Raw genomic sequence first — 18,115 nt, forward strand, 5'->3', positions numbered from 1 at the left:
TGTCCATGCTGGTGCGGCCGAAGGTTTCCCGCATCGAACGGTGGTTTGGTTCGCCACGTCATACGCCAGTACTAGGCGGTGTACTCACCTGGCGTTCCAGGTCACGAGCAGAACTCCGAAGTACCGCTTAGCCCGCTGGGCAGGGATCACGGCGCTTACCATCGGGAGAGCAGGCACGCACACGCGACCCCTTGGAGCAGCCGTGACCGCATGGAGTGAGTACAGCACTGGTGAGCGGGTCAAAATCCTGCGGGGCACGGAGATGACCCAAGCGGCTCTCGCTGAGGCTGCCGGGGTGTCGGTGGCGCTGGTGCAGAAGGTCGAGCAGGGCGGCAGTGTCAAGGTCGCTTCGTTGATCAAGCTGGCTGACGCGCTGGGTACGGATGTCGGGGTCTTGCTCGGGCAACAGGCTCCTCGGCGGGCGATGCGGCGGGCCGAACGGACTGCCTTGCGTGCGATCTCCCTTGCGGTCCATGACAGTGCGCTGGTGTCTCATGCGCCGGATGCCGAACCCGGCACCCTAGCGGACTTGCAAAAGGCCAACGCTGCCGTGTGGGCGGCGTACTGGTCCGGCGACTACCCCAACCTTGGGGCGCTGGTGCCAGCGCTGATCACTGAGGCGCGGGCCTTCACAGACGCTCATGATGGGCGGCTAGCCGAGCAAGGATCGGCCATCCTCGCCGAGGGCTACGAAGTAGCCGCGTGTGTGGCGAACATCCTGGGCAAACGGGACCTTGCCTATGCAGCCGTGGCACACGCCATGCGGGCGGCGGACAGCTCTGGTGATGAACTGCTGTCGGCAAACCTTGCCGCGCTGCTGGCGTGGGTCTACCTGCGGGACGGGCGAACCGAACGGGCCGTCAAGGTGGCGGAGGACGCCGCCGTGAGCATCGCGCCCAGCTTTGCGGATGCCAGTCCGGCCCGACTGTCGGTGTTCGGCAACCTGATGTTGCGGGCAGCCGTGTCGGCTTCCCGGCGGGATGATCGGATACGCGCTACTGACTTCTTGTCGCAGGCTCACGCGGCGGCGGCTCGGGTCGGCAAAGACGGCAACCTGTATCAAACCGCGTTCGGGCCAACGTCGGCCAGCACTCAAGCGGTGGGCATACACCTGGCCTTCGGCAACATCGGTCAGGCGCTCGACCTGATCGAAAACACACGCCTGCCAGCGGACATGCCAAAGGCGGCAAAGTCGCGTTACATGCTGGATGTGGCGTTGGCATGGTGCGAAGCTCGCCAATGGGACAAAGCGGCCGATACGCTCCTTGATGTGTGCTCAGAAGCTCCTGAGTGGGTTCGCCATCAGGAACTAGCGGGGCAAGTCGCTCAGCGTCTCGGGGATGGGTCTACAGCGAAGCTCCGGAAGATCACACAGCTACTCGGGGTGCCTCTGCTGCCGCGTTAGTCCTACGGTTTATGTGACTCAGTCACCTACTGCCGGTCGTCCTGGTACTGGCCGTAGGCGAATTACGCGAAGTCGTTCTAAGCCTCGGACACTACGTGCGTTCATTGTGTGCGGGGGCGCTGTCACGCTCTCGGCATGGTCGCGAACCCCTCTCCCAACGAGGCATCCATCGCTCGCGTGCGGGCCGTCGTCTACGCACGCGGTGCCGATGCCCGCGAAGAAGATCACGCGGTTGCCCAGTGCGAACGCTGGGCGGCTCGCCATGACTGGGAGGTCGGCGCGGTCGTCCGCGAGACCTCCGACATTGAGCCTCCGCTAGAGCGCTGGGGCGTGCGCGTCGCCTTGGGCCTGCTGAACAGCGGGAGGGCGTCGGTGCTGCTGGCCTTGTCGCGCATCACAATCTCCGACGAGAACGCGGCGTTCCACGCGGTGTGTGCGGCGGCTGAGAGTGCGGGCGGCTTCGTGCATGTGCTCGACTCGGCCGAAAGCGGTGCCGCTGATGCCCGGCCGTAGTCCCCAGGACCGCGAACGCCGCGTGAGCCTGCACGGGGTCGATCCCTGTGAGGAGTACCTGTGCGAGCTTCGTTCGCCGCTGAGGACCCTGGGGTGCCCGGCGGAACTGGTCCGGCCTGAGCCTGGGGCGCTGGTGCTGCGGGTGAGCTACCCCGATCGCCCGTTGGACAGCGAAGACGTCGTGTGCGCTTGGACGGAGGGGGAGTGGTGGTTCACCTGGATCGGGGGCCACATCATCGGTCCGGCCGAGGACCTCGGCGGGGTCGCCATCGCGATCTACCGGACGCTGCGTGACGGGCAGGTGCCCTCATGACGCCCCCCGCTACCGATCGGCTGGGCCGCTGGACGGTCCCGCACAGTGACGAACTGCGGTGGAGTGACGAACTGCGGTGGGCGTGGCTGCTGGCCCGTCGCGAGTTCGGCGACGAGTTCGGCAGCGTGATGGTGTGGTTCGGGCTCGCTACCGGTCAGTGGCGGGCGATAGTCCCGGCGGCCGGTGGCTGGCGCATGCTGGAAGCCGCCCGGCCCGATGACCTGCGTACGCAGATCCGGGGAGCGCTGGGGTTTTGGCCGGTGTCCGCCACACAGCACCACCGCCGGTTCGAGGGCAACCCTGACCCGTACCGCAGTGGCCGCTAGGCCGCGAGGAACGGAAGCAGGGGCGGCAGCACATGAACAGTACGCGGGAATGCCCGCACGGTGGACGGAAGGCTTCGGGCAGTGGTGGATGTTGAGGGTCCGGGAGTGGGCGGGCCGGATACGGCGGCGGGGTTCATCGCTCGCCTGCGGGACTTCCACCTGGAGTGCGGAGAGCCCTCGTATCAGACGCTGGTGGATATCTCCGAGCAGTTGCCGGACCTGTACCCGGATCTTTTGCAGTGGCGGGACCTGCCAACCCTGTCCAGGTCAACGATCAGCGATGTCCTGAACCGTAAGCGGGTGAACCTTCCCTCTGCTGCCTGGGTGGTGGTGTTCGTGCTGTCATGCCAGAGGCGGGCGCTTGAGACCTGCGTCCTGATGGACGATCCCGGCCTGTCCGTTCTCCCGAAGTGGGTGGAACTCTGGCAACAAGCTCGGGTGGCTGAACGCTCATAGGACAAGCAGGGTGACGGCGACCGCTGGCACGGCAAGGCCCATAGAGGCCAACACCAGCAGGACCGCCAGCACTGCCAGCACGACCACGCCCACGACCACGAACGCCGCTCTCGTGCTGGGCTGGCTGGTCAGGACTGCGAGCACACCGAACACGCCCGTGAGGGCGAACAACGCGCAACCGATACGTACACGCATAGATCCGTTTCCTGTCCTCGGGAGGTCTACAGACATGGAGTCGCAGAGTCCGCCGCTAACACGGGATTGCCCGCTGGTGTGCCTCACACCTTCCCGGCGCATCATCAACCCTCTGCGTCACTACCTGAAAGGTGAGGGCGTCCATGAGCCGACCGTGGGTGACGTGCTCTGGCTGTGGCAGGACGACAAGCTCCAGGACGTAAGGAACCTGGGGCCTGATGCCATCAAGCAGATCTTCACGATTCTGATGGCGGCGGGTCTGATCCACCGGCATCACAACCAGGGCTGATCCACCGCCGGACCCAGGGCCGCGGCTTGGGCTCCGTGCTGGCAGGGTCGGGGCCGGTCGATGCCCGAAGGGCACCCCGTAGGGGCGACCGAAGGGAGTCAGCCGGCGCCGGTGGCACCTTCCACGCGGGCTGACCGCCGGGCCTGCAAGCCGCTGCCCGGCCCCTTGGACGGCGGGCCTTGGGTGCGGGCCTGCGTCTGGGGTGTGCGGCTGGTGGGCGCACCGTCCACGGGGGGCTGTGGGCGGGGCCGCGCTGCGAACGGCCCCCAAGGCCGCACGCGCAAAGCGCGGCGGCCGTCCACAGCCCCCGGTGGGCGGGACCAGCCCCCGCCCGGCCCTGCGCCCCCTCGGGGCGCGGGGCCTGCCTCTCCTGGGTGGCCTGATCGGTGATGGGTGCTGGTCTGCGCGTCAGCGGACCGGCCCGGGGCTGCCCGCCGTGGGAGCGTCGGCGGGAACGGCGGGCGGGCGTCGAGTCCGCGACGCGAGCGGCCCGCTAGGGCCGCCTTGACCCTGTAGTGAAAATCCTCGACGGACGGCATGAGCGGTCAGCCTGCCTCGGCCTGGTGGTCACTGTCGGTGGCCTCCTGACGGATGCGGCGGGCGGTCTGGATGCGTTCGCGGGCCTGGGCTGCCCAGAGGTGTTCGCCGTGGCGTAGGCCGCTGCCGGTGTACTTCCATCGCCCCACCTTGATCGTGGGCCGGTTCGGGTCGGGTTCGGGTCGGCCGTCGCGTTGGCGGGCCTGGGCGGCGGCGTGGTCGGCGCGGGCCTGCCGCAACTCGGTGAGCGTGACGGAGTAGCGGCGGCTCTTGGTGGAGAAGTGGCCTCGGTAGCCGAGCATGTGTGCCCAGTGCCGTAGCCGTAGCTCGTGGTACTCGGGGAGGTCGGCGAGGGTGAAACAGGTCCAGATCATCCGGCGGGCGTGCTCGGACACCTTCAACGTGCTGATCTGGCTGGCGTAGCGGATCGGGCGGTCCACGGTGCCCGCGTCCTCGGCGCCCTTGGTGGCGTACTTGGCGATGTAGCGGGCCACGTGCTTGTCGGCTATGCCGTCCAGGTCTGCGGCCACGTGGATCGGCTGAACGTCCAACTGCCCGCCCCACCCCAAGGTCAGAGGCAGGCTCTCCCCGTCCGGGTGCGGGACCGCAACGGCCACCTCTGCGGCGGCGGCCCGTAGCGCCCGCTCCAGTAGATCCGTGCTGGCCCACGGTGGCGGGGGCTGGTCGGGGCCGTCCGGTCCGTCCAGGCGGATCACGGCGTGGAAGTGGATCAGGCCGCGTCGCTGGTACTCGATCACGCGGGCGTAGGAGATGCGGGCCTGTTCGCGGAGGGCCTTGTGGGTGATGCCGAGTTCAGCGGTGATCTTCTTCGGCACGGTCAGGGTGAGGCGTCGCCACAGCTCGGGGGCGTGCGCGTTCCACAACACCGCCTGTGCGTAGTCGTAGCAGTCGATACAGATCGGCTGCCCGATCGCGGGGTCTGCCTCCTGGTGGCGGCGTCCGCATCCCTCGGGGCGGCCGTGGCGGCACAGTGGCCGGTTCCTGCGGGGGCGGCACATCTGCACCTGCCCGCCCTTCTCCCGGCGGGTATGCACGGCTCCGAAGGACGGGGCGGTCAGCGTCAGGAACACACGCGGATGCGCGCTGACACTCTCCGGGACGCTCTTGCCGCCGGTCAGCCCGGAGATGATCAGGTGATAGGTGTCGTCCCGGTACACCTGCGCACACGCCGCGCACCGCGACGCCCGGCGGTTCCCGCACGCGGTCAGCAGGAACCCGGTCGGCTCGTCGTCGGTGCGATACGACTCGATCAGCTCGCCGGTCTGGGCGTCCAGGGTGAACCGCTCACCCCGCAACCGGACCGGCTGCTCACAGCCCCCGGCGGTGCGGATCATCTGTTGCCAGCGGACGAAGTCCGGCATCGCCGCACGGTGCAGAGCGGCGATGACCTCGGGCGGAAGGTCGGGCGTCGGCGGGGCGCTCATGCCGCATCCCGCCCGGCGGCCTGGTGCTCGTCGGCCTGGTGCTCGTCGTGCTGCTGGTCGGCCTGGTCCTGCTCGGCCTGGTCGTCCTGGTGGGCGTCCTGGCGGGGGGCCAGAACCACCCCGAAGATCGTTGCTACCTGCTGCCACTTGGCGTCGCTCCAGCGCGGTGACCGCGCGGCCTGACGCCTGCCCCATTCAACTGCTTCCGGGCTCGGCTGCAACCCTGCTGCTCCTTCTCTCGGCGATAAGAAGAGCACGCGGCCAACTCCGCAGAATGAATGCGTCCTACAGCGGGCACGCTGACGCACACCCGATGGTGACGATTCCGGCGAGTGAGCTGCTTTGAGAATTCGCAAATAGTGGGGGCTGTCTTTTGTCAGGCTGTCGGCGGACGCATCCGCCCGGCGCCTACCCGATATGCCGAGTGCCCACCCCGGCGGCTTCTTCAGCTCATGTGTCTGTGTCTCTGTTTATACGGCTGTCGCTTGGTGATGGGGTCCCCTCACGAGGACCCCGGCGGCGGGAGCCGACCCCGCCTGTCACTCGCCTTCTACGGAGACGCCATGGCGGCTCCGCTCTCCACTGTGCCACGCCCCGACCAAGATCAAACCTGCTGGATCGCCTGTGGGCTCGGGCTTCCCGGCGTGCAGGGTTGTCCGTGGGTGACCGCTGGCGTCCGGTGGCGTCCGGTGGTGACTGGTGGCGTACGGCTGCACATCGGCAGATAGTGACGCAGATCACAGAAAACGGCACCCCGGACCTGGTCGCCTCGGGGTGCCGTTACGCGGTCGCTGATCAGTCCTCGCGCCAGATCAGTTCGAGTAGATCAGGGTTAAACGTCGTGCGGCTACCGTTCCCCTTGCCCGCTGGGTGAACGATGATCGCCAGGAAGCATCCACGCACATAGGCGCGCTTCTGCCCCAAGTCCAGGCGGTCATCATCGGTTTCTGAGTACCAGCGTCGGCGGATATCGGAGATGTCGGTTTCGGATTGCTGGGAGGCCAACTCGTAGCGCTCGCGCTCTGCCCTGAGTTTGGCAATCTCCGGCTCCAACCGCTCTACCTCGGCGAAGAACAGGGCATTGGAAACCTTGCGCTTTCCCCACTGTGCTCGAAGTTCGGCAAGCTGCTCTTGCAGCTCGATCAGCTCACGTTCGCGGGGCCATGGGCCGATGTCCCGGCGGGCGCTCTTGGCGCGCTCCTCCAGCTTGGCAAGTACCGCCTCGGAGATGAACTCTTCGAGCTTGTCACCCCTGCGGGACAGTCCCCCGCATCCTCCCTGGGTCTTGTCCTGGCAGTAGTACCGGAAGACACCCGTCTTGCGGTCGTTGACCACTCGGAGCTTCTTCCCGCACATGGAGCCGTCCGGCAGGATGCGGCCACAACGCAGGACCCCGGTCAAGAGGTAACTGTGTTCGCGGTGGTCGGGGGCCATGGGACGAACGGCCCCGTCCCGGGTGATGATCTTGCCTCGGCGCGCGTCGTAGAACGCCCGTACCGCCTGCCACCGTTCCGGCGAGATGATCGGCTCCCACTGCCCCGTCACGGGCTTGCCGTCCACCTCGACAATCTCACCTTGGATCATCCGCCATCCGCAAAGACGAGGGTTGAGAAGCATCTTGCGTAGGGTGCCGGTGGTCCAGTCGTACCCGCGCGGCGTCTTGACCCCCTTGGCCTGCCACTCCCGAACGATGGATGCCTGAGAGCGGCCCGAGATCAGTTCGTCGATCGCCTTCCTGATCAACGCCGCTTCGCCCTGGTCGATGGTGGTGCCGTCGGCCATCCAGCCGAACGCCCTGTGTGCCTTCGGGGGCAACCCTCGTTCCGCTCGTGCCCGGTGCCAGTTGCGCACGCGGCGGCGGGTGCGCTTGACCTCCATGCGGGAGATGACGGCTCCCATGAGTCCCATGGACTCTACGTCCTCGCTGTACAGGTCCTTGAAGCCTCGCTTGTCGGCGTAGACCCGACCCTCTTCGTGGGTGATGGCGTCCACGAACCGCTCGTAGTCACCGGCCCGGCGTACTAGGCGATCGTCAGCGGTCACGATGCAGCCCATGACGGGCGTTCCGTCCGACAGCTTCCCCTTGCGCAGGACCTTCAGCATCTCCTCAAAGTCATCGCGGTAGACGTCGGCCTTGGCCGCTGACTTGTCGTTGTCGGCGAAGCGGGCGACGATCCGACATCCCAGACGTCCGGCGGTCTTCTCGTTGGCGGCCTGCTGGTCCTCTACTGTGTGTTCGTCCTTGGCCTTGTCCACGCTGGCGCGGGCGTAGTCCACTACGGGAATCAGGTCACGGTCCGTAGCTGTCATGGGGGTTCCTCCAGAAGTAGCCTAAGTGGTCCTTCTGGCACCAGACCGCCCTGATCGGCGTGACGACGGCGGGGACCGCCCTCGGCGCGCTGCCCGGTCTGCACACCCGGCCCGAGCAGCCGTCGTGGGCGCTGCAGCGGCTGGCCTGGCTGCCCATCTTCGCGGCGGTCCTCGCCCTGACCTGGCTCGCCGCGCACCGCTTCGAACGCCCCGGCCGCCGACGGCACCGGCGGCCCGCGGCGGGCGCGCCGCCGGGGGGATGGCACTCTTGAGTCCGTGGAGACCACGAGCGAGGACACGATCCGGGCGGCCACCACCAAACGGCTCGAACAGGCCATGGGCACTTTCGGCACCCAGGCGCTGGCCAGTATGGAACAGCGGCTGCCCTGGTTCCGCCGGATGCCGCCCGACCAGCGTTCGTGGATCGGGCTGGTGGCGCAGGCGGGCATCGCCGCGTTCGTGGAATGGTTCAAGAACGCCGAGGGCACCCGGCCCGCCATCGCCGGCGAGGTGTTCGGCACCGCGCCCCGCGAGCTGCTGCGCTCCATCAAGCTCAAGCACACCATCGACATGATCCGCGTCATCATCGACGTGGTGGAGACCCGGCTGGACGAGCTGGCCGCGCCCGGCGGCCAGGCCCAGCTGCGTGAGGCCATCCTGCGCTACACCCGGGACGTGGCGTTCGGCGCCGCTCAGGTGTACGCGCAGGCCGCCGAGACCCGCGCCGCCTGGGACGCCCGGCTGGAGGCCCTGGTCGTCAACGCCGTGCTGCGCGGTGAGGTGGACGACGGTATGCACTCGTGGGCGGCCGCGCTGGGCTGGACGGCCAAGCCGGTCACCGTCGTCGCCGGGTACACCCCGCCCGACGAGGAGCCCGAGGTCACCATCGACCAGATGCAGCTGGCCGCCCGGCGCGGCCGCGTCGACGTGCTGGCCGGCGTGCAGGGCAACCGCGTCATCGTCATCGTCGGCGGCGCCGAGGACCCGATGGAGGCCGCCCGGCCCATCGCCGCCAAGTGCGGCCCCGGCCCGGTCGTCATCGGGCCGCTGGTGGCCGACCTGTACGAGTCGAGCATCTCCGCGCAGGCCGCGATGGCCGGGCTGCGCGCCGCCGCCGGCTGGCCGGACGCGCCGCGCCCGGCGCTGGCCGTGGAACTGCTGCCCGAACGCGCCCTGGACGGCGACGAGTCGGCCCGCCGCCATCTGGTCAAGAAGGTGTACGAGCCGATGTGCACCGCCGGCGCCCCGCTGCTGGACACCCTCACCACCTACCTGGAGCAGGGGTCCTCGCTGGAGGCCACGGCACGGCTGATGTTCGTCCATCCCAACACGGTGCGTTACAGACTGCGCAGAGTGACCGAACTGACCGGGCTCGCGCCCACCGACGGCCGCAACGCCTTCACCCTCCGGTTGGCGCTGGTCCTGGGCCGTTTCGCGGAAAGACGCGCCGGTATGTGACCGGCGCACCCTTGTAGGTCTCTCACAAAGCCTCACGCCGAAACTTCGTGGCGATCCGCATCGGCGGGGCCGTCACCGACCCGGCAATGTGAAGTCCGTGATTGTCATCGCCTCGCCCGGTCAGGGCGCCCAGACCCCAGGCTTCCTGCAGCCGTGGCTCGACGTGCCCGAGGTCGCCGACCGTCTCGCGTGGTGGTCCGCGGTCACCGGACTCGACCTGGTGCGCTACGGCACTACGGCCGACGCCGAGGAGATCCGCGACACCGCGGTCGCCCAGCCGCTGCTGGTCGCCGCCGCGCTCGCGGCGGCGCGGGCGCTGGACGTCACGCCGGACGTGGTGGCCGGGCACAGCGTCGGCGAGTTGGTCGCGGCGGCGATCGCCGGCGTGCTGACCCCCGAGTCGGCGCTGGTGTTCGTGCGCGAACGCGGCCGGGCGATGGCCGAGGCGTCCGCGGTGACCGAGACCGGGATGACCGCGGTGCTCGGCGGCGACCCCGACGAGGTGCTCACCGCCATCGACAAGCACGGTCTCACCCCCGCCAACGTCAACGGCGCCGGCCAGGTGGTGGCCGCCGGGACGATGGACAAGCTCGCCGCGTTCGCCGACGAGCCCCCCGCCAAGGCCCGGCTGCGCCCGCTGTCGGTGGCCGGGGCCTTCCACACCGCGCACATGGCGCCCGCCGTCGACCGGCTCGCCGCGCTGGCCGCCGGGATGCCGGTGACCGACCCGGCGACCAGGCTGCTGTCCAACGCCGACGGCGCGGTCGTGACCTCCGGCCGCGAGTACGTCGACCGGCTGGTCCGCCAGGTCAGCTCCCCGGTCCGCTGGGACGCCTGCATGGCGACCATGCGCGAGCTGGGCGTCACCGCCGTCATCGAGCTGCCGCCCGCGGGCACCCTGGTCGGACTGGTCCGCCGCGAGCTCAAGGGCGTGCAGACACTGGCCCTCAAGGGCCCGGAGGACCTGGACAAGGCGCGTGAGCTGATCAAGGCGCACGCCTCATGACCGCTGCCGGCGCCCCCGCCACCGGGCTGCGCGTCCCGGACGCCCTGCCCGGCGCGCGCATCCTGGCCTTCGGCGACTACCAGCCCGCCAGGGTCGTCACCAACGACGACCTCGCGGCGACCATGGACACCGACGACGCGTGGATCCGCAGCCGGGTCGGCATCGTCGAGCGCCGCATCGCCGCCGCCGACGAGACCATCGCCGACATGGCGGTGCACGCCGGCGGCAAGGCGCTGGCCGGCAGTGGGCTGGCGCCCGGTGACATCGATCTGGTGATCGTGGCGACCTGCTCGGCCGAGACCCCGCTGCCCAGCCACGCGGCCACCGTCGCGCACCGGCTCGGCATCACCGCGCCCGGCGCGTTCGACCTGAACGCCGCCTGCGCCGGGTTCTGCTATGCGCTGGCCACCGCAAGCTCGGCGATCCGCGACGGCAGCGCCCGCAACGTGCTGGTGATCGGCGCCGAGAAGATGTCGCAGTGGATCGACTGGACCGACCGGTCGACCGCCATCATCTTCGCCGACGGCGCCGGCGCCGCGGTGGTCACCGGCGCCCAGGCCCCGGGCATCGGCCCGGTGGTGTGGGGCAGCGCCGGCGACCTCGCCGACAAGATCCGGATCGAGGACCGCGCCTCGTTCCTGGTCCAGGAGGGCCAGGCGGTCTTCCGCTGGGCCACCACCGCGATCGCCCCGGTCGCGGCGGCGGCCTGCGAGCAGGCCGGCATCTCCCCCCAGGACCTGGCCGCGTTCGTGCCGCACCAGGCCAACCTGCGCATCGTGGAGTCCATCGCCCGGCGGCTGAAGGCGACCAACGCGGTGGTCGCCGACGACATCGTGCACTCGGGCAACACCTCGGCCGCCTCGATCCCGCTGGCACTGGCCCGCATGATCGAACGCGGCGAGGTTCCCTCCGGAGCCCCGGCCCTGCTGATCGGGTTCGGTGCCGGGTTGACCTACGCTGCCCAAGTCATCCAGATCCCGTAGGCCGCCGCCGCCCGGCGACGGCCTGCGTCCACTACAAGAGGAGAAACCACGACATGCCAGCTGCTACCGAGCAGGAGATCCTGGCCGGCCTCGGCGAGATCGTCGAGGAGATCGTCGGCATTCCGGCCGGCGAGGTGACCCCGGACAAGAACTTCATCGACGACCTCGACATCGACTCGCTGTCGATGGTAGAGATCGCGGTGGCCGCCCAGGACCGGTTCGGCGTCGAGATCCCCGACGACGAGCTCCGCAACCTCAAGACGGTCAAGGACGTCATCGACTACGTCCAGGGACTGACGGGCGCCACCAAGGCCTGAGTGCGTGCGGCGGGCCGCCGGACGCCGCACGCGCGCCCGGCGGCCCGCCCCCGACTCCTCTCAGCAAACCAGGAGCACTGACATGAGCAGGAACCAGACCACAGTCGTCGTTACCGGTCTCGGTGCCACGACGCCGCTCGGCGGCGACGTGCCGTCGACCTGGTCGGCGTTGCTCGCCGGCAGGTCCGGGGTGCGCCCGCTGGACTGGGAGGGTGTCGAGGAACTTCCGGTCCGCTTCGCCGCCCAGCTCGCGGTGGAGCCGACCGAGGTGATGCCCAAGCACCGGCTGCGCCGGCTGGACCGCAACGAGGCGATCGCGCTGATCGCCGCGCACGAGGCCTGGCAGCACGCCGGTTACGCCTTCGGCGACCGCGCCGGGGGGACCGTGGACGGCGACCGGCTCGGCGTCGTCATCTCCAGCGGCATCGGCGGCCTGCACACCGCGCTCAACAGCTACGACGTCTACCGGGAGAAGGGCTGGCAGCGGGTCTCGCCGTTCACCGTGCCGATGCTGATGCCCAACGGCGCCTCCGGCCTGGTGGGCATCGAGTTCGGCGCGATGGCCGGCTCGCACGCGCTGGTCAGCGCCTGCGCCTCCAGCGCCGAGGCGATCGGCTACGCCGTCGACATGATCCGCTCCGGCCGGGCGGACGTGGTCATCGCCGGGGGCACCGAGGCGTGCATCCACCCGCTGCAGATGGCCTCGTTCGGCTCGATGCGGGCCCTGTCCACCCGCAACGAGGAGCCCGCCCGCGCCTCCCGCCCGTACGACAAGAACCGTGACGGGTTCGTGCTCGGCGAGGGCGCCGCGGTGCTGATCCTGGAGTCGGAGGAGCACGCGCGGGCGCGCGGCGCCGAGATCCACGGCATCGCGTCCGGCTGCGGCTACTCCGGCGACGCCTACGACATCGTGCAGCCCGACCCGTCCGGCACCGGCCAGTCCAAGGCGATGCGCCGGGCGCTGGCCGACGCCGGCCTGACCGCCGAGGACATCGTGCACGTCAACGCGCACGGCACGTCCACCCCGCTGGGTGACGTCGCCGAGCTCGCCTCGATCAAGGCCGCCCTGGGCGAGGAGGCCGCGGCCAAGCTGTGCGTGACCGCCACCAAGTCGATGACCGGGCACCTGCTCGGCGGCGCCGGCGCGCTGGAGTCCCTGATCACCGTGCTGACCCTGCGCGAGCGGCTGGTGCCGCCCACCATCAACGTCGACGACCTCGACGACGCCGTCGACCTGGACATCGTCCGCGGCGAGCCGCGCGAGCTGCCGGACGAGCCGATCGCCGCGCTCAACAATTCCTTCGGCTTCGGCGGCCACAACGTGTCCGTCGCCTTCCAGCGCGCCGTCTGAGGCGCGTCCTTCCAAAGGAGCCTGCCAGCATGACCGTGCTCGACAACCGGGTCGTCGGCCCGGCACCGGCGTCCCCGCAGGAGCAGACCGACCCGCGGCATCCGCGGGTCCGGCTGGAGATCCTGTTCGACGACGGCACGTTCCGCCCGCTGACCGAGGAGAACGACGGCAGCGGTGTCCTGGCGGGCGTCGGCCGGGTCGAGGGCCTGCCGGTGGTGGCCTTCGCCTCCGACCCCCGGGTGCAGGGCGGGGCGATGGGCATGGCCGGCTGCCAGGCGATCGTGGCCGCCTACGACCATGCGGTCCGCGAGCGGCTGCCGATCGTTGGGGTGTGGCACTCCGGCGGGGCGCGGCTGGCCGAGGGCGTGGAGTCGCTGCACGCGGTCGGGCTGGTGTTCGCGGCGATGACCCGGGCGTCCGGGATCGTCCCGCAGATCTCGGTGGTGCTGGGCGCGGCGGCCGGGGGCGCCGCCTACGGCCCGGCGCTGACCGACATCGTGATCCTGGCAGAGCAGGGCAAGATCTTCGTGACCGGTCCCGACGTGGTCAAGTCGGTGACCGGCGAGGAGATCGACATGGCCGGGCTGGGCGGTCCCGAGCCGCACTCCCGCAAGTCCGGCGTGGTGCACGTGGTCGCCAAGGACGACACCGACGCGCTGGCCCGCGCCCGCACGCTGGCCGTGCTGCTGGGCCACCAGGGCCGGATGCGGGTCGACGAGGTGGCCGAGCGAGACTTCTCCGGCCTGCTGCCGGACAACGTCCGCCGCGCCTACAGCGTCCAGCCGTTGGTCAAGGGCCTGGTGGACAACGCCGACGAGTCCTATGTCGAGCTGCACGCCAAGTGGGCGCCCAACATCGTCACCGCGCTCGGCCGGCTCGGCGGCCGGACGGTCGGCGTCATCGCCAACAACCCGCTGCGGCTGGGCGGGTGCCTGGACGCCCAGTCGGCGGAGAAGGCGGCCCGGTTCGTGCGGATGTGCGACGCGTTCGGGGTGCCGCTGGTCGTGCTGGTGGACGTGCCCGGTTACCTGCCGGGCGTCGGCCAGGAGCACGGCGGCGTGGTCCGCCGGGGCGCCAAGCTGCTGCACGCCTTCGCCGAGGCCACCGTCCCGCGGGTGACGCTGGTGACCCGCAAGGCGTACGGGGGCGCCTACATCGCGATGAACTCCCGGTCGCTGGGCGCCACCCGGGTGTTCGCCTGGCCGACCGCCGAGCTGGCGGTGATGGGCGCGGTCGCCGCCGTCCGCGTCCTGCACCGCCGCGCCCTGGCCGCCGTCACCGAGGACGAGCGCCCGGCGCTGGAGGCCAAGCTGGCCGCCGAGCACGAGCAGATCGCCGGCGGCCTGGAGCGCGCCTGCGAGCTGGGGGTCGTCGACGAGGTCATCACCCCGGCCACGACCCGCACCGCCATCGCCCGCGCCATCGCCGAGGCCATCCCGGCCCGCGGCACCCACGGCAACATCCCCCTCTGACCCGCCCGGCACGAGAAGGCCCCCGCGAAAGAACGCGGGGGCCTTCTCGTATGCCCGGACTGGCCTCCGCCGGCCACCGCAGGTGAGAACGCCCGACCCCACCCCATTCCGACCCGGACGTTCGGGTCCGGGTGGTTCTCGGGGAGGGGTCAGACGGCGGCGTGGAGCCAGCGGACGGGGGCCCCGTCGCCGGCCCGGCGGAAGGGCTCGAGCTCGTTGTCCCAGGGGGTGCCGAGCAGGCGGTCCATCTCGTGCTCCAGGGTGCTCTTGCCGACGGCGACATTGGCCATCGCGGCGCGCAGCCGGTCCTCGGGCACCATGACGTCGCCGTTGGCTCCGATCACCCCGCTGAAGACCCCGAGGGAGGGCGTGACGCTGTAGCGCACCCCGTCACAGCCCGGGGTGGCGTCCTCGGTCGCCTCGAAGCGCAGCAGCTTCCAGTTGCGCAGCGAGGAGGTGATCCCCGCGGCGGTGCCCGGCTTGCCCTCCCAATGCAGTTCGGCGCGCATGCTCCCGGGAGCAGCGGGCTGATCGGCCCACGTCAGGGACGCGGGCACGCCGAGAACACCTGCGACGGCCCACTCGACGTGCGGGCACAGCGCAGGTGGCGCGGAGTGGACGTAGAAAACGCCACGTGCGGTCACCGGACCTCCTGGATGCGTACCGAGGCTCGTCTTCCCCTACGGCCTCAGAGATCCCGGGACGGTGCCCGCGTCCAACATTGTGCATCATCGGCAGGAGTCACACCAGCACACGACCATTCTTTGGCGAACTCTTGCCGGCCCCCGCAGCGCGTCGGCCCCCGCCCGCCGCCGGACGATTCCCCGGTCCTCCGGCGGCGGCCGGTGTCCGGACCGTCGTGCCGAACACGCTACGGGCCGGGCGTCCCGAGGCGACAGGGGCCAGAGTCCCGATCAGCCCGGGAGAGTGCGGCGACGCCGTACGACGGTCACGCTCAGCTCGGCGGCCGTCACCGCGAGCGCGACGAAGATCACATAGTCGCCGTAGCGGGCGAAGGGGGTGCGGGCCCCGGCCGGCGGCAGCGCCAGGGTCACCACGACGGCGCCGCGGGCGTCGGTGTCCGCCCAGGCCAGCCGGCGGCCCTGGGCGTCGAAGGCGGCCGACACCCCGGTCAGCGCCGCCTGCACCACCGGCCGCCCGGTCTCGGCGGCGCGCACCGCCGCCAGGCTCGCGTGCTGCGGCGGCGCCCAGCTGTCCTGGAAGGTGGACGTGGCCGACTGGACCACGATGACCCGCGCGCCCTTGCGCACCAGCGCGCGCCCCAGATCGGGGAAGGCGGACTCGAAGCACACCAGCGGCCCGATCCGGGTTCCCCCGGCGGCCAGCGTCTCGGCGCCGGTGCCGGGCACCCGGTCCTGACCGGCCGCCCTGCTGATGTGCGCCAGCCAGCCCAGCACCGGCCGCAGGGGGATGTACTCGCCGAACGGGACCAGCCGCGTCTTGACGTAGCGGCCGCGGATCCCGTTCGCCCCGATCACGATGGAGCTCTTGGAGATCCGTCCGCGGGCGTCCCGGGCGTCCTCGTTGACCAGCAGCTCCGAGCGCGCGGCGAGCGCGGTCAGCCGCGCCCGCAGGTCAGGGCTGCGCGCCAGGTCGAACCCCACGCTGCTCTCGCCCCACACGACGAGGTCGACGCGCGGGAGCCCGGCGGTGATGCGCTCCTCGGCCGCCAGCCGGGCGGCGGGGCCGTGGACGACGCCGGGCTGCACCAGCGCCACGGTCATGGTCCGTTCGGGGCGGGGCCGGTGGAGCACCGCGTACGTCAGCGGCCCGGCCAGGACGACGGCGAGGGCCGTGGCGAGGGCGGGCGCCCGGACCCTCCGGTCGATGATCGCCAAGGTCAGCGCGGTGTTGACGGCGACGACGGCGAAGCCGACCAGCCACACGCCGCCGAGCGCGGCCAGTGCCAGCACCGCGGGGTGCCGCCACTGGGTAGCCCCCAGCAACGCCCACGGTCCGCCCAGCTTGTGCCAGGAACGCGCGTACTCGTTGAGCACCCAGAGGCTGGGCAGCACGAGCATGGCGGCCGCCGGGCGAGCGGGCAGCAGCGTCCGGGCGGCCCACCCCCACGGTGCCCACAGCACTCCGAACACGGCGGCGACCAGCAGCAGCCCCGGGCCGATGTTGGGGATCGTCCAGTACAGCGCGGCGATCAGGAAGCCCCCGCCGAACCACCAGCCGCGCACCGCGGCCTCCCGGGCGGTGGGGGCCGCGCGCAGGCCCAGCAGCCCGGGCACCAGCAGCGCCCAGGCCGCCCAGTCGAGCTCCGGGCGGGGAAAGGCCAGTACCGGCAGGGCCCCGGCGGCGAGCATCGCCGCCCTCCGCGCGTAGACCGCCCGCCTGCTCTCGGAGGGGGTCACCTCCCCAGTTACGCACCCGGCACCGGTCCGTTCAAGCTCGCCGGCGCCCTGAGTGCGCAGCAGGTCATTCCGGTGGTGCGATCAAGCCCTCTCCGGCACGATAAGTCCCACATCAATCACATAGCGTGAAAGCGGGGGTCATGTTCGATCAGGAGGCGCGGCTGGAGCGGATGCTTGCGCGGCATACCGACGCGGCCGTGGTCGAGCCGATGGCGGGGCGTCCCACCGTGGTGCGGCGCGACCAGATCCTGGTGGCGACCGACGACGCGGCCGCCGTCGAGGACGTGGTGCGACGCTGGTACGACTCCGGCCACGACGAGGGCGGGGTCTACCTGATGCGGCTGCGGCCTCAGGCGCGGGTGGACGTGTGCGAGCTGGCGACCCGGCTCGGCGGGGACGGCCGAGGCCGCGGGCTGGCGGTGGCGCCCAACACCGTCGTGTACGGGCAGCCGATGTGGTGGTCGGGGCCCGCCGGCCGGCCGCGCCCGGCCGGCCCGGTGCCCGCCCCGTCGGCCGCCGCGCCGCCGCGCCGGGACGTCACCGTCGCCGTCCTCGACACCGGTCTGTCCGCACACCCCTGGTACGAGGACACCGACTGGTACGCCGAGCAGCGCGAGGAGGTGGCCGAGGTCCTCGACGCCGATCTGGACTTCAAGCTGGACGCGCAGGCCGGGCACGGCACGTTCATCGCCGGGGTGGTGCTGCGGCACGCGCCGTCCGCCCGGATCCGGGCCCGGCGGGTGATCGGCGGTGACGGGGTGGGCGACGAGCTGGGCGTGGTGCGGGCGCTGACGTGGCTGGCCGACTGGGGACGGGCCGACGTGGTCAACCTGTCCCTGGGCTGCTACACCTTCGACGACCGGCCCTCCCCCGTGCTGGCCCGGGCACTGGCGGCGCTCGGCCGCGACACGGTGGTGGTCGCCTGTGCCGGCAACGCGGCCGGGGACCGGCCGTTCTGGCCGGCGGCGTTCGAGCCGGTGATCGCGGTGGCCGCGCTGGACGGGCAGGAGCGCGCCCGGTTCTCCAACTACGGCCGGTGGGTGGACGCTTGCGCGCCCGGTGTGGACGTCGCCAGCTGTTATCTGGACTTCGACGGCTCGCGGCCCCCGATGAACGGCGTCGACCCGGATGCGTTCGCCGGTTACGCCACGTGGAGCGGCACGTCGTTCGCGGCCCCGGCGGTCGCCGGGACGATCGCCGGGACGGCGGCGGCCGAGGACCTGCCCGCCGGCGCCGCGGCCGCTCGGGTCCTCGACCCGGCCAAGGCCCGCACGCTGCCCGGCCTCGGCGTGGTCGTCGGCGGCTGACGGCCGGGCCGCCGGCGCGCCGGGGGTGCCGCCAGGCCGGTCCGTGGATCC

General features: G+C 71.1%; 20 protein-coding genes. 14 read left to right on the forward strand and 6 right to left on the reverse strand.

Features of this window, described 5'->3' with window-relative positions; translation table 11 throughout:
* Positions 1 to 202: 202 nt before the first annotated feature.
* From C4U03_RS09480 to C4U03_RS09500, 5 genes are all read left to right on the forward strand, one after another.
* Positions 203 to 1,405 (forward strand): helix-turn-helix domain-containing protein, encoded by a 1,203-nt coding sequence (locus C4U03_RS09480; RefSeq protein WP_103937301.1) that lies wholly within the window; start codon positions 203 to 205, stop codon positions 1,403 to 1,405.
* A gap of 135 nt (positions 1,406 to 1,540) precedes the next feature.
* Entirely contained in the window at positions 1,541 to 1,918 is a 378-nt protein-coding gene (locus tag C4U03_RS09485; RefSeq protein WP_146087293.1) for a hypothetical protein, read from the forward strand.
* Entirely contained in the window at positions 1,905 to 2,231 is a 327-nt protein-coding gene (locus tag C4U03_RS09490) for a hypothetical protein (protein ID WP_146087294.1), read from the forward strand. Before C4U03_RS09485 ends, C4U03_RS09490 begins: the two co-directional genes overlap by 14 nt.
* On the forward strand, positions 2,228 to 2,557 hold the full coding sequence (locus C4U03_RS09495) for a hypothetical protein (RefSeq protein WP_103937304.1): 330 nt from the start codon (positions 2,228 to 2,230) through the stop codon (positions 2,555 to 2,557). Before C4U03_RS09490 ends, C4U03_RS09495 begins: the two co-directional genes overlap by 4 nt.
* An 81-nt stretch (positions 2,558 to 2,638) precedes the next feature.
* Positions 2,639 to 3,013, forward strand: coding sequence for a hypothetical protein (locus tag C4U03_RS09500; RefSeq protein ID WP_146087295.1), 375 nt, complete (start codon positions 2,639 to 2,641; stop codon positions 3,011 to 3,013).
* Here C4U03_RS09500 and C4U03_RS09505 read toward each other — a convergent pair.
* Positions 3,008 to 3,208, reverse strand: coding sequence for a hypothetical protein (locus tag C4U03_RS09505; RefSeq protein ID WP_103937306.1), 201 nt, complete (start codon positions 3,206 to 3,208; stop codon positions 3,008 to 3,010). The genes C4U03_RS09500 and C4U03_RS09505 overlap by 6 nt on opposite strands.
* 34 nt (positions 3,209 to 3,242) lie before the next feature.
* Between C4U03_RS09505 and C4U03_RS39815 the strand changes: the two genes are divergently transcribed.
* Positions 3,243 to 3,497 carry a hypothetical protein gene (locus C4U03_RS39815; protein WP_146087296.1) on the forward strand — a complete coding sequence of 85 codons (255 nt, stop codon included), beginning with the start codon at positions 3,243 to 3,245 and terminating at the stop codon, positions 3,495 to 3,497.
* A gap of 545 nt (positions 3,498 to 4,042) precedes the next feature.
* Here C4U03_RS39815 and C4U03_RS09510 read toward each other — a convergent pair.
* The 3 genes from C4U03_RS09510 to C4U03_RS09515 all read right to left on the reverse strand — a co-directional run bounded on the left by C4U03_RS09510 (position 4,043) and on the right by C4U03_RS09515 (position 7,789).
* Positions 4,043 to 5,479, reverse strand: coding sequence for a replication initiator (locus C4U03_RS09510; RefSeq protein WP_200827159.1), 1,437 nt, complete (start codon positions 5,477 to 5,479; stop codon positions 4,043 to 4,045).
* Positions 5,476 to 5,598 carry a hypothetical protein gene (locus tag C4U03_RS42430; protein WP_268817498.1) on the reverse strand — a complete coding sequence of 41 codons (123 nt, stop codon included), beginning with the start codon at positions 5,596 to 5,598 and terminating at the stop codon, positions 5,476 to 5,478. The genes C4U03_RS09510 and C4U03_RS42430 overlap by 4 nt, the downstream gene beginning before the upstream one ends.
* A gap of 676 nt (positions 5,599 to 6,274) precedes the next feature.
* Complete coding sequence (locus tag C4U03_RS09515) at positions 6,275 to 7,789, reverse strand: recombinase family protein (protein ID WP_103937307.1); 1,515 nt, start codon at positions 7,787 to 7,789, stop codon at positions 6,275 to 6,277.
* 59 nt (positions 7,790 to 7,848) lie between these two features.
* On the opposite strand from C4U03_RS09515, the gene C4U03_RS09520 reads away from it, so the two are divergent.
* The 7 genes from C4U03_RS09520 (at position 7,849) to C4U03_RS09550 (ending at position 14,376) form a co-directional block, all read left to right on the forward strand.
* Positions 7,849 to 8,061, forward strand: a complete 213-nt coding sequence (locus C4U03_RS09520; protein ID WP_103937308.1) for a hypothetical protein — start codon at positions 7,849 to 7,851, stop codon at positions 8,059 to 8,061.
* Between the two features lie 4 nt (positions 8,062 to 8,065).
* The gene (locus tag C4U03_RS09525; protein WP_103937309.1) at positions 8,066 to 9,247 is read left to right on the forward strand and encodes a PucR family transcriptional regulator; all 1,182 of its coding nucleotides are present in this window, start codon (positions 8,066 to 8,068) and stop codon (positions 9,245 to 9,247) included.
* Positions 9,248 to 9,344: 97 nt separating this feature from the next.
* Positions 9,345 to 10,253 carry an ACP S-malonyltransferase gene (locus C4U03_RS09530; protein WP_103937310.1) on the forward strand — a complete coding sequence of 303 codons (909 nt, stop codon included), beginning with the start codon at positions 9,345 to 9,347 and terminating at the stop codon, positions 10,251 to 10,253.
* Positions 10,250 to 11,236 (forward strand): beta-ketoacyl-ACP synthase III, encoded by a 987-nt coding sequence (locus tag C4U03_RS09535; RefSeq protein WP_200827160.1) that lies wholly within the window; start codon positions 10,250 to 10,252, stop codon positions 11,234 to 11,236. The genes C4U03_RS09530 and C4U03_RS09535 overlap by 4 nt, the downstream gene beginning before the upstream one ends.
* A 53-nt stretch (positions 11,237 to 11,289) precedes the next feature.
* Positions 11,290 to 11,553 carry an acyl carrier protein gene (locus C4U03_RS09540; protein WP_103937311.1) on the forward strand — a complete coding sequence of 88 codons (264 nt, stop codon included), beginning with the start codon at positions 11,290 to 11,292 and terminating at the stop codon, positions 11,551 to 11,553.
* Between the two features lie 82 nt (positions 11,554 to 11,635).
* A complete protein-coding gene (gene fabF, locus C4U03_RS09545; protein ID WP_103937312.1) occupies positions 11,636 to 12,904 on the forward strand; it encodes a beta-ketoacyl-ACP synthase II in 1,269 nt (422 codons plus the stop codon).
* A gap of 29 nt (positions 12,905 to 12,933) precedes the next feature.
* Positions 12,934 to 14,376: an acyl-CoA carboxylase subunit beta gene (locus C4U03_RS09550; RefSeq protein WP_103937313.1), complete on the forward strand. Its 1,443-nt coding sequence runs from the start codon at positions 12,934 to 12,936 to the stop codon at positions 14,374 to 14,376.
* Positions 14,377 to 14,525: 149 nt separating this feature from the next.
* Here the strand turns inward: C4U03_RS09550 and C4U03_RS09555 are convergent, their stop codons facing one another.
* Both C4U03_RS09555 and lnt read right to left on the reverse strand, forming a co-directional pair.
* Positions 14,526 to 15,020 (reverse strand): DUF3145 domain-containing protein, encoded by a 495-nt coding sequence (locus tag C4U03_RS09555; protein ID WP_103937314.1) that lies wholly within the window; start codon positions 15,018 to 15,020, stop codon positions 14,526 to 14,528.
* A 270-nt stretch (positions 15,021 to 15,290) separates the two neighbouring features.
* Positions 15,291 to 16,757 (reverse strand): apolipoprotein N-acyltransferase, encoded by a 1,467-nt coding sequence (gene lnt, locus C4U03_RS09560; protein WP_200827161.1) that lies wholly within the window; start codon positions 16,755 to 16,757, stop codon positions 15,291 to 15,293.
* A gap of 140 nt (positions 16,758 to 16,897) precedes the next feature.
* Here lnt and C4U03_RS09565 point away from each other — a divergent pair, with 140 nt between their 5' ends.
* A complete protein-coding gene (locus C4U03_RS09565) occupies positions 16,898 to 18,064 on the forward strand; it encodes a S8 family peptidase (protein WP_235017733.1) in 1,167 nt (388 codons plus the stop codon).
* Positions 18,065 to 18,115 lie beyond the last annotated feature (51 nt).

This window comes from Thermomonospora echinospora (assembly GCF_900108175.1).
Classification (GTDB): domain Bacteria; phylum Actinomycetota; class Actinomycetes; order Streptosporangiales; family Streptosporangiaceae; genus Thermomonospora; species Thermomonospora echinospora.

Bases quoted from the DNA above. Each gene is read 5' to 3' on its own strand.
- fabF (WP_103937312.1), top strand. From the start codon at position 11,636: ATGAGCAGGAACCAGACCACAGTCGTCGTTACCGGTCTCGGTGCCACG.
- C4U03_RS09515 (WP_103937307.1), bottom strand. From the start codon at position 7,789: ATGACAGCTACGGACCGTGACCTGATTCCCGTAGTGGACTACGCCCGC.
- C4U03_RS09505 (WP_103937306.1), bottom strand. From the start codon at position 3,208: ATGCGTGTACGTATCGGTTGCGCGTTGTTCGCCCTCACGGGCGTGTTC.
- C4U03_RS09565 (WP_235017733.1), top strand. From the start codon at position 16,898: ATGTTCGATCAGGAGGCGCGGCTGGAGCGGATGCTTGCGCGGCATACC.
- C4U03_RS09540 (WP_103937311.1), top strand. From the start codon at position 11,290: ATGCCAGCTGCTACCGAGCAGGAGATCCTGGCCGGCCTCGGCGAGATC.
- C4U03_RS09550 (WP_103937313.1), top strand. From the start codon at position 12,934: ATGACCGTGCTCGACAACCGGGTCGTCGGCCCGGCACCGGCGTCCCCG.
- C4U03_RS09485 (WP_146087293.1), top strand. From the start codon at position 1,541: ATGGTCGCGAACCCCTCTCCCAACGAGGCATCCATCGCTCGCGTGCGG.
- C4U03_RS09510 (WP_200827159.1), bottom strand. From the start codon at position 5,479: ATGAGCGCCCCGCCGACGCCCGACCTTCCGCCCGAGGTCATCGCCGCT.
- C4U03_RS09535 (WP_200827160.1), top strand. From the start codon at position 10,250: ATGACCGCTGCCGGCGCCCCCGCCACCGGGCTGCGCGTCCCGGACGCC.
- C4U03_RS09490 (WP_146087294.1), top strand. From the start codon at position 1,905: ATGCCCGGCCGTAGTCCCCAGGACCGCGAACGCCGCGTGAGCCTGCAC.
- C4U03_RS09495 (WP_103937304.1), top strand. From the start codon at position 2,228: ATGACGCCCCCCGCTACCGATCGGCTGGGCCGCTGGACGGTCCCGCAC.
- C4U03_RS39815 (WP_146087296.1), top strand. From the start codon at position 3,243: ATGGAGTCGCAGAGTCCGCCGCTAACACGGGATTGCCCGCTGGTGTGC.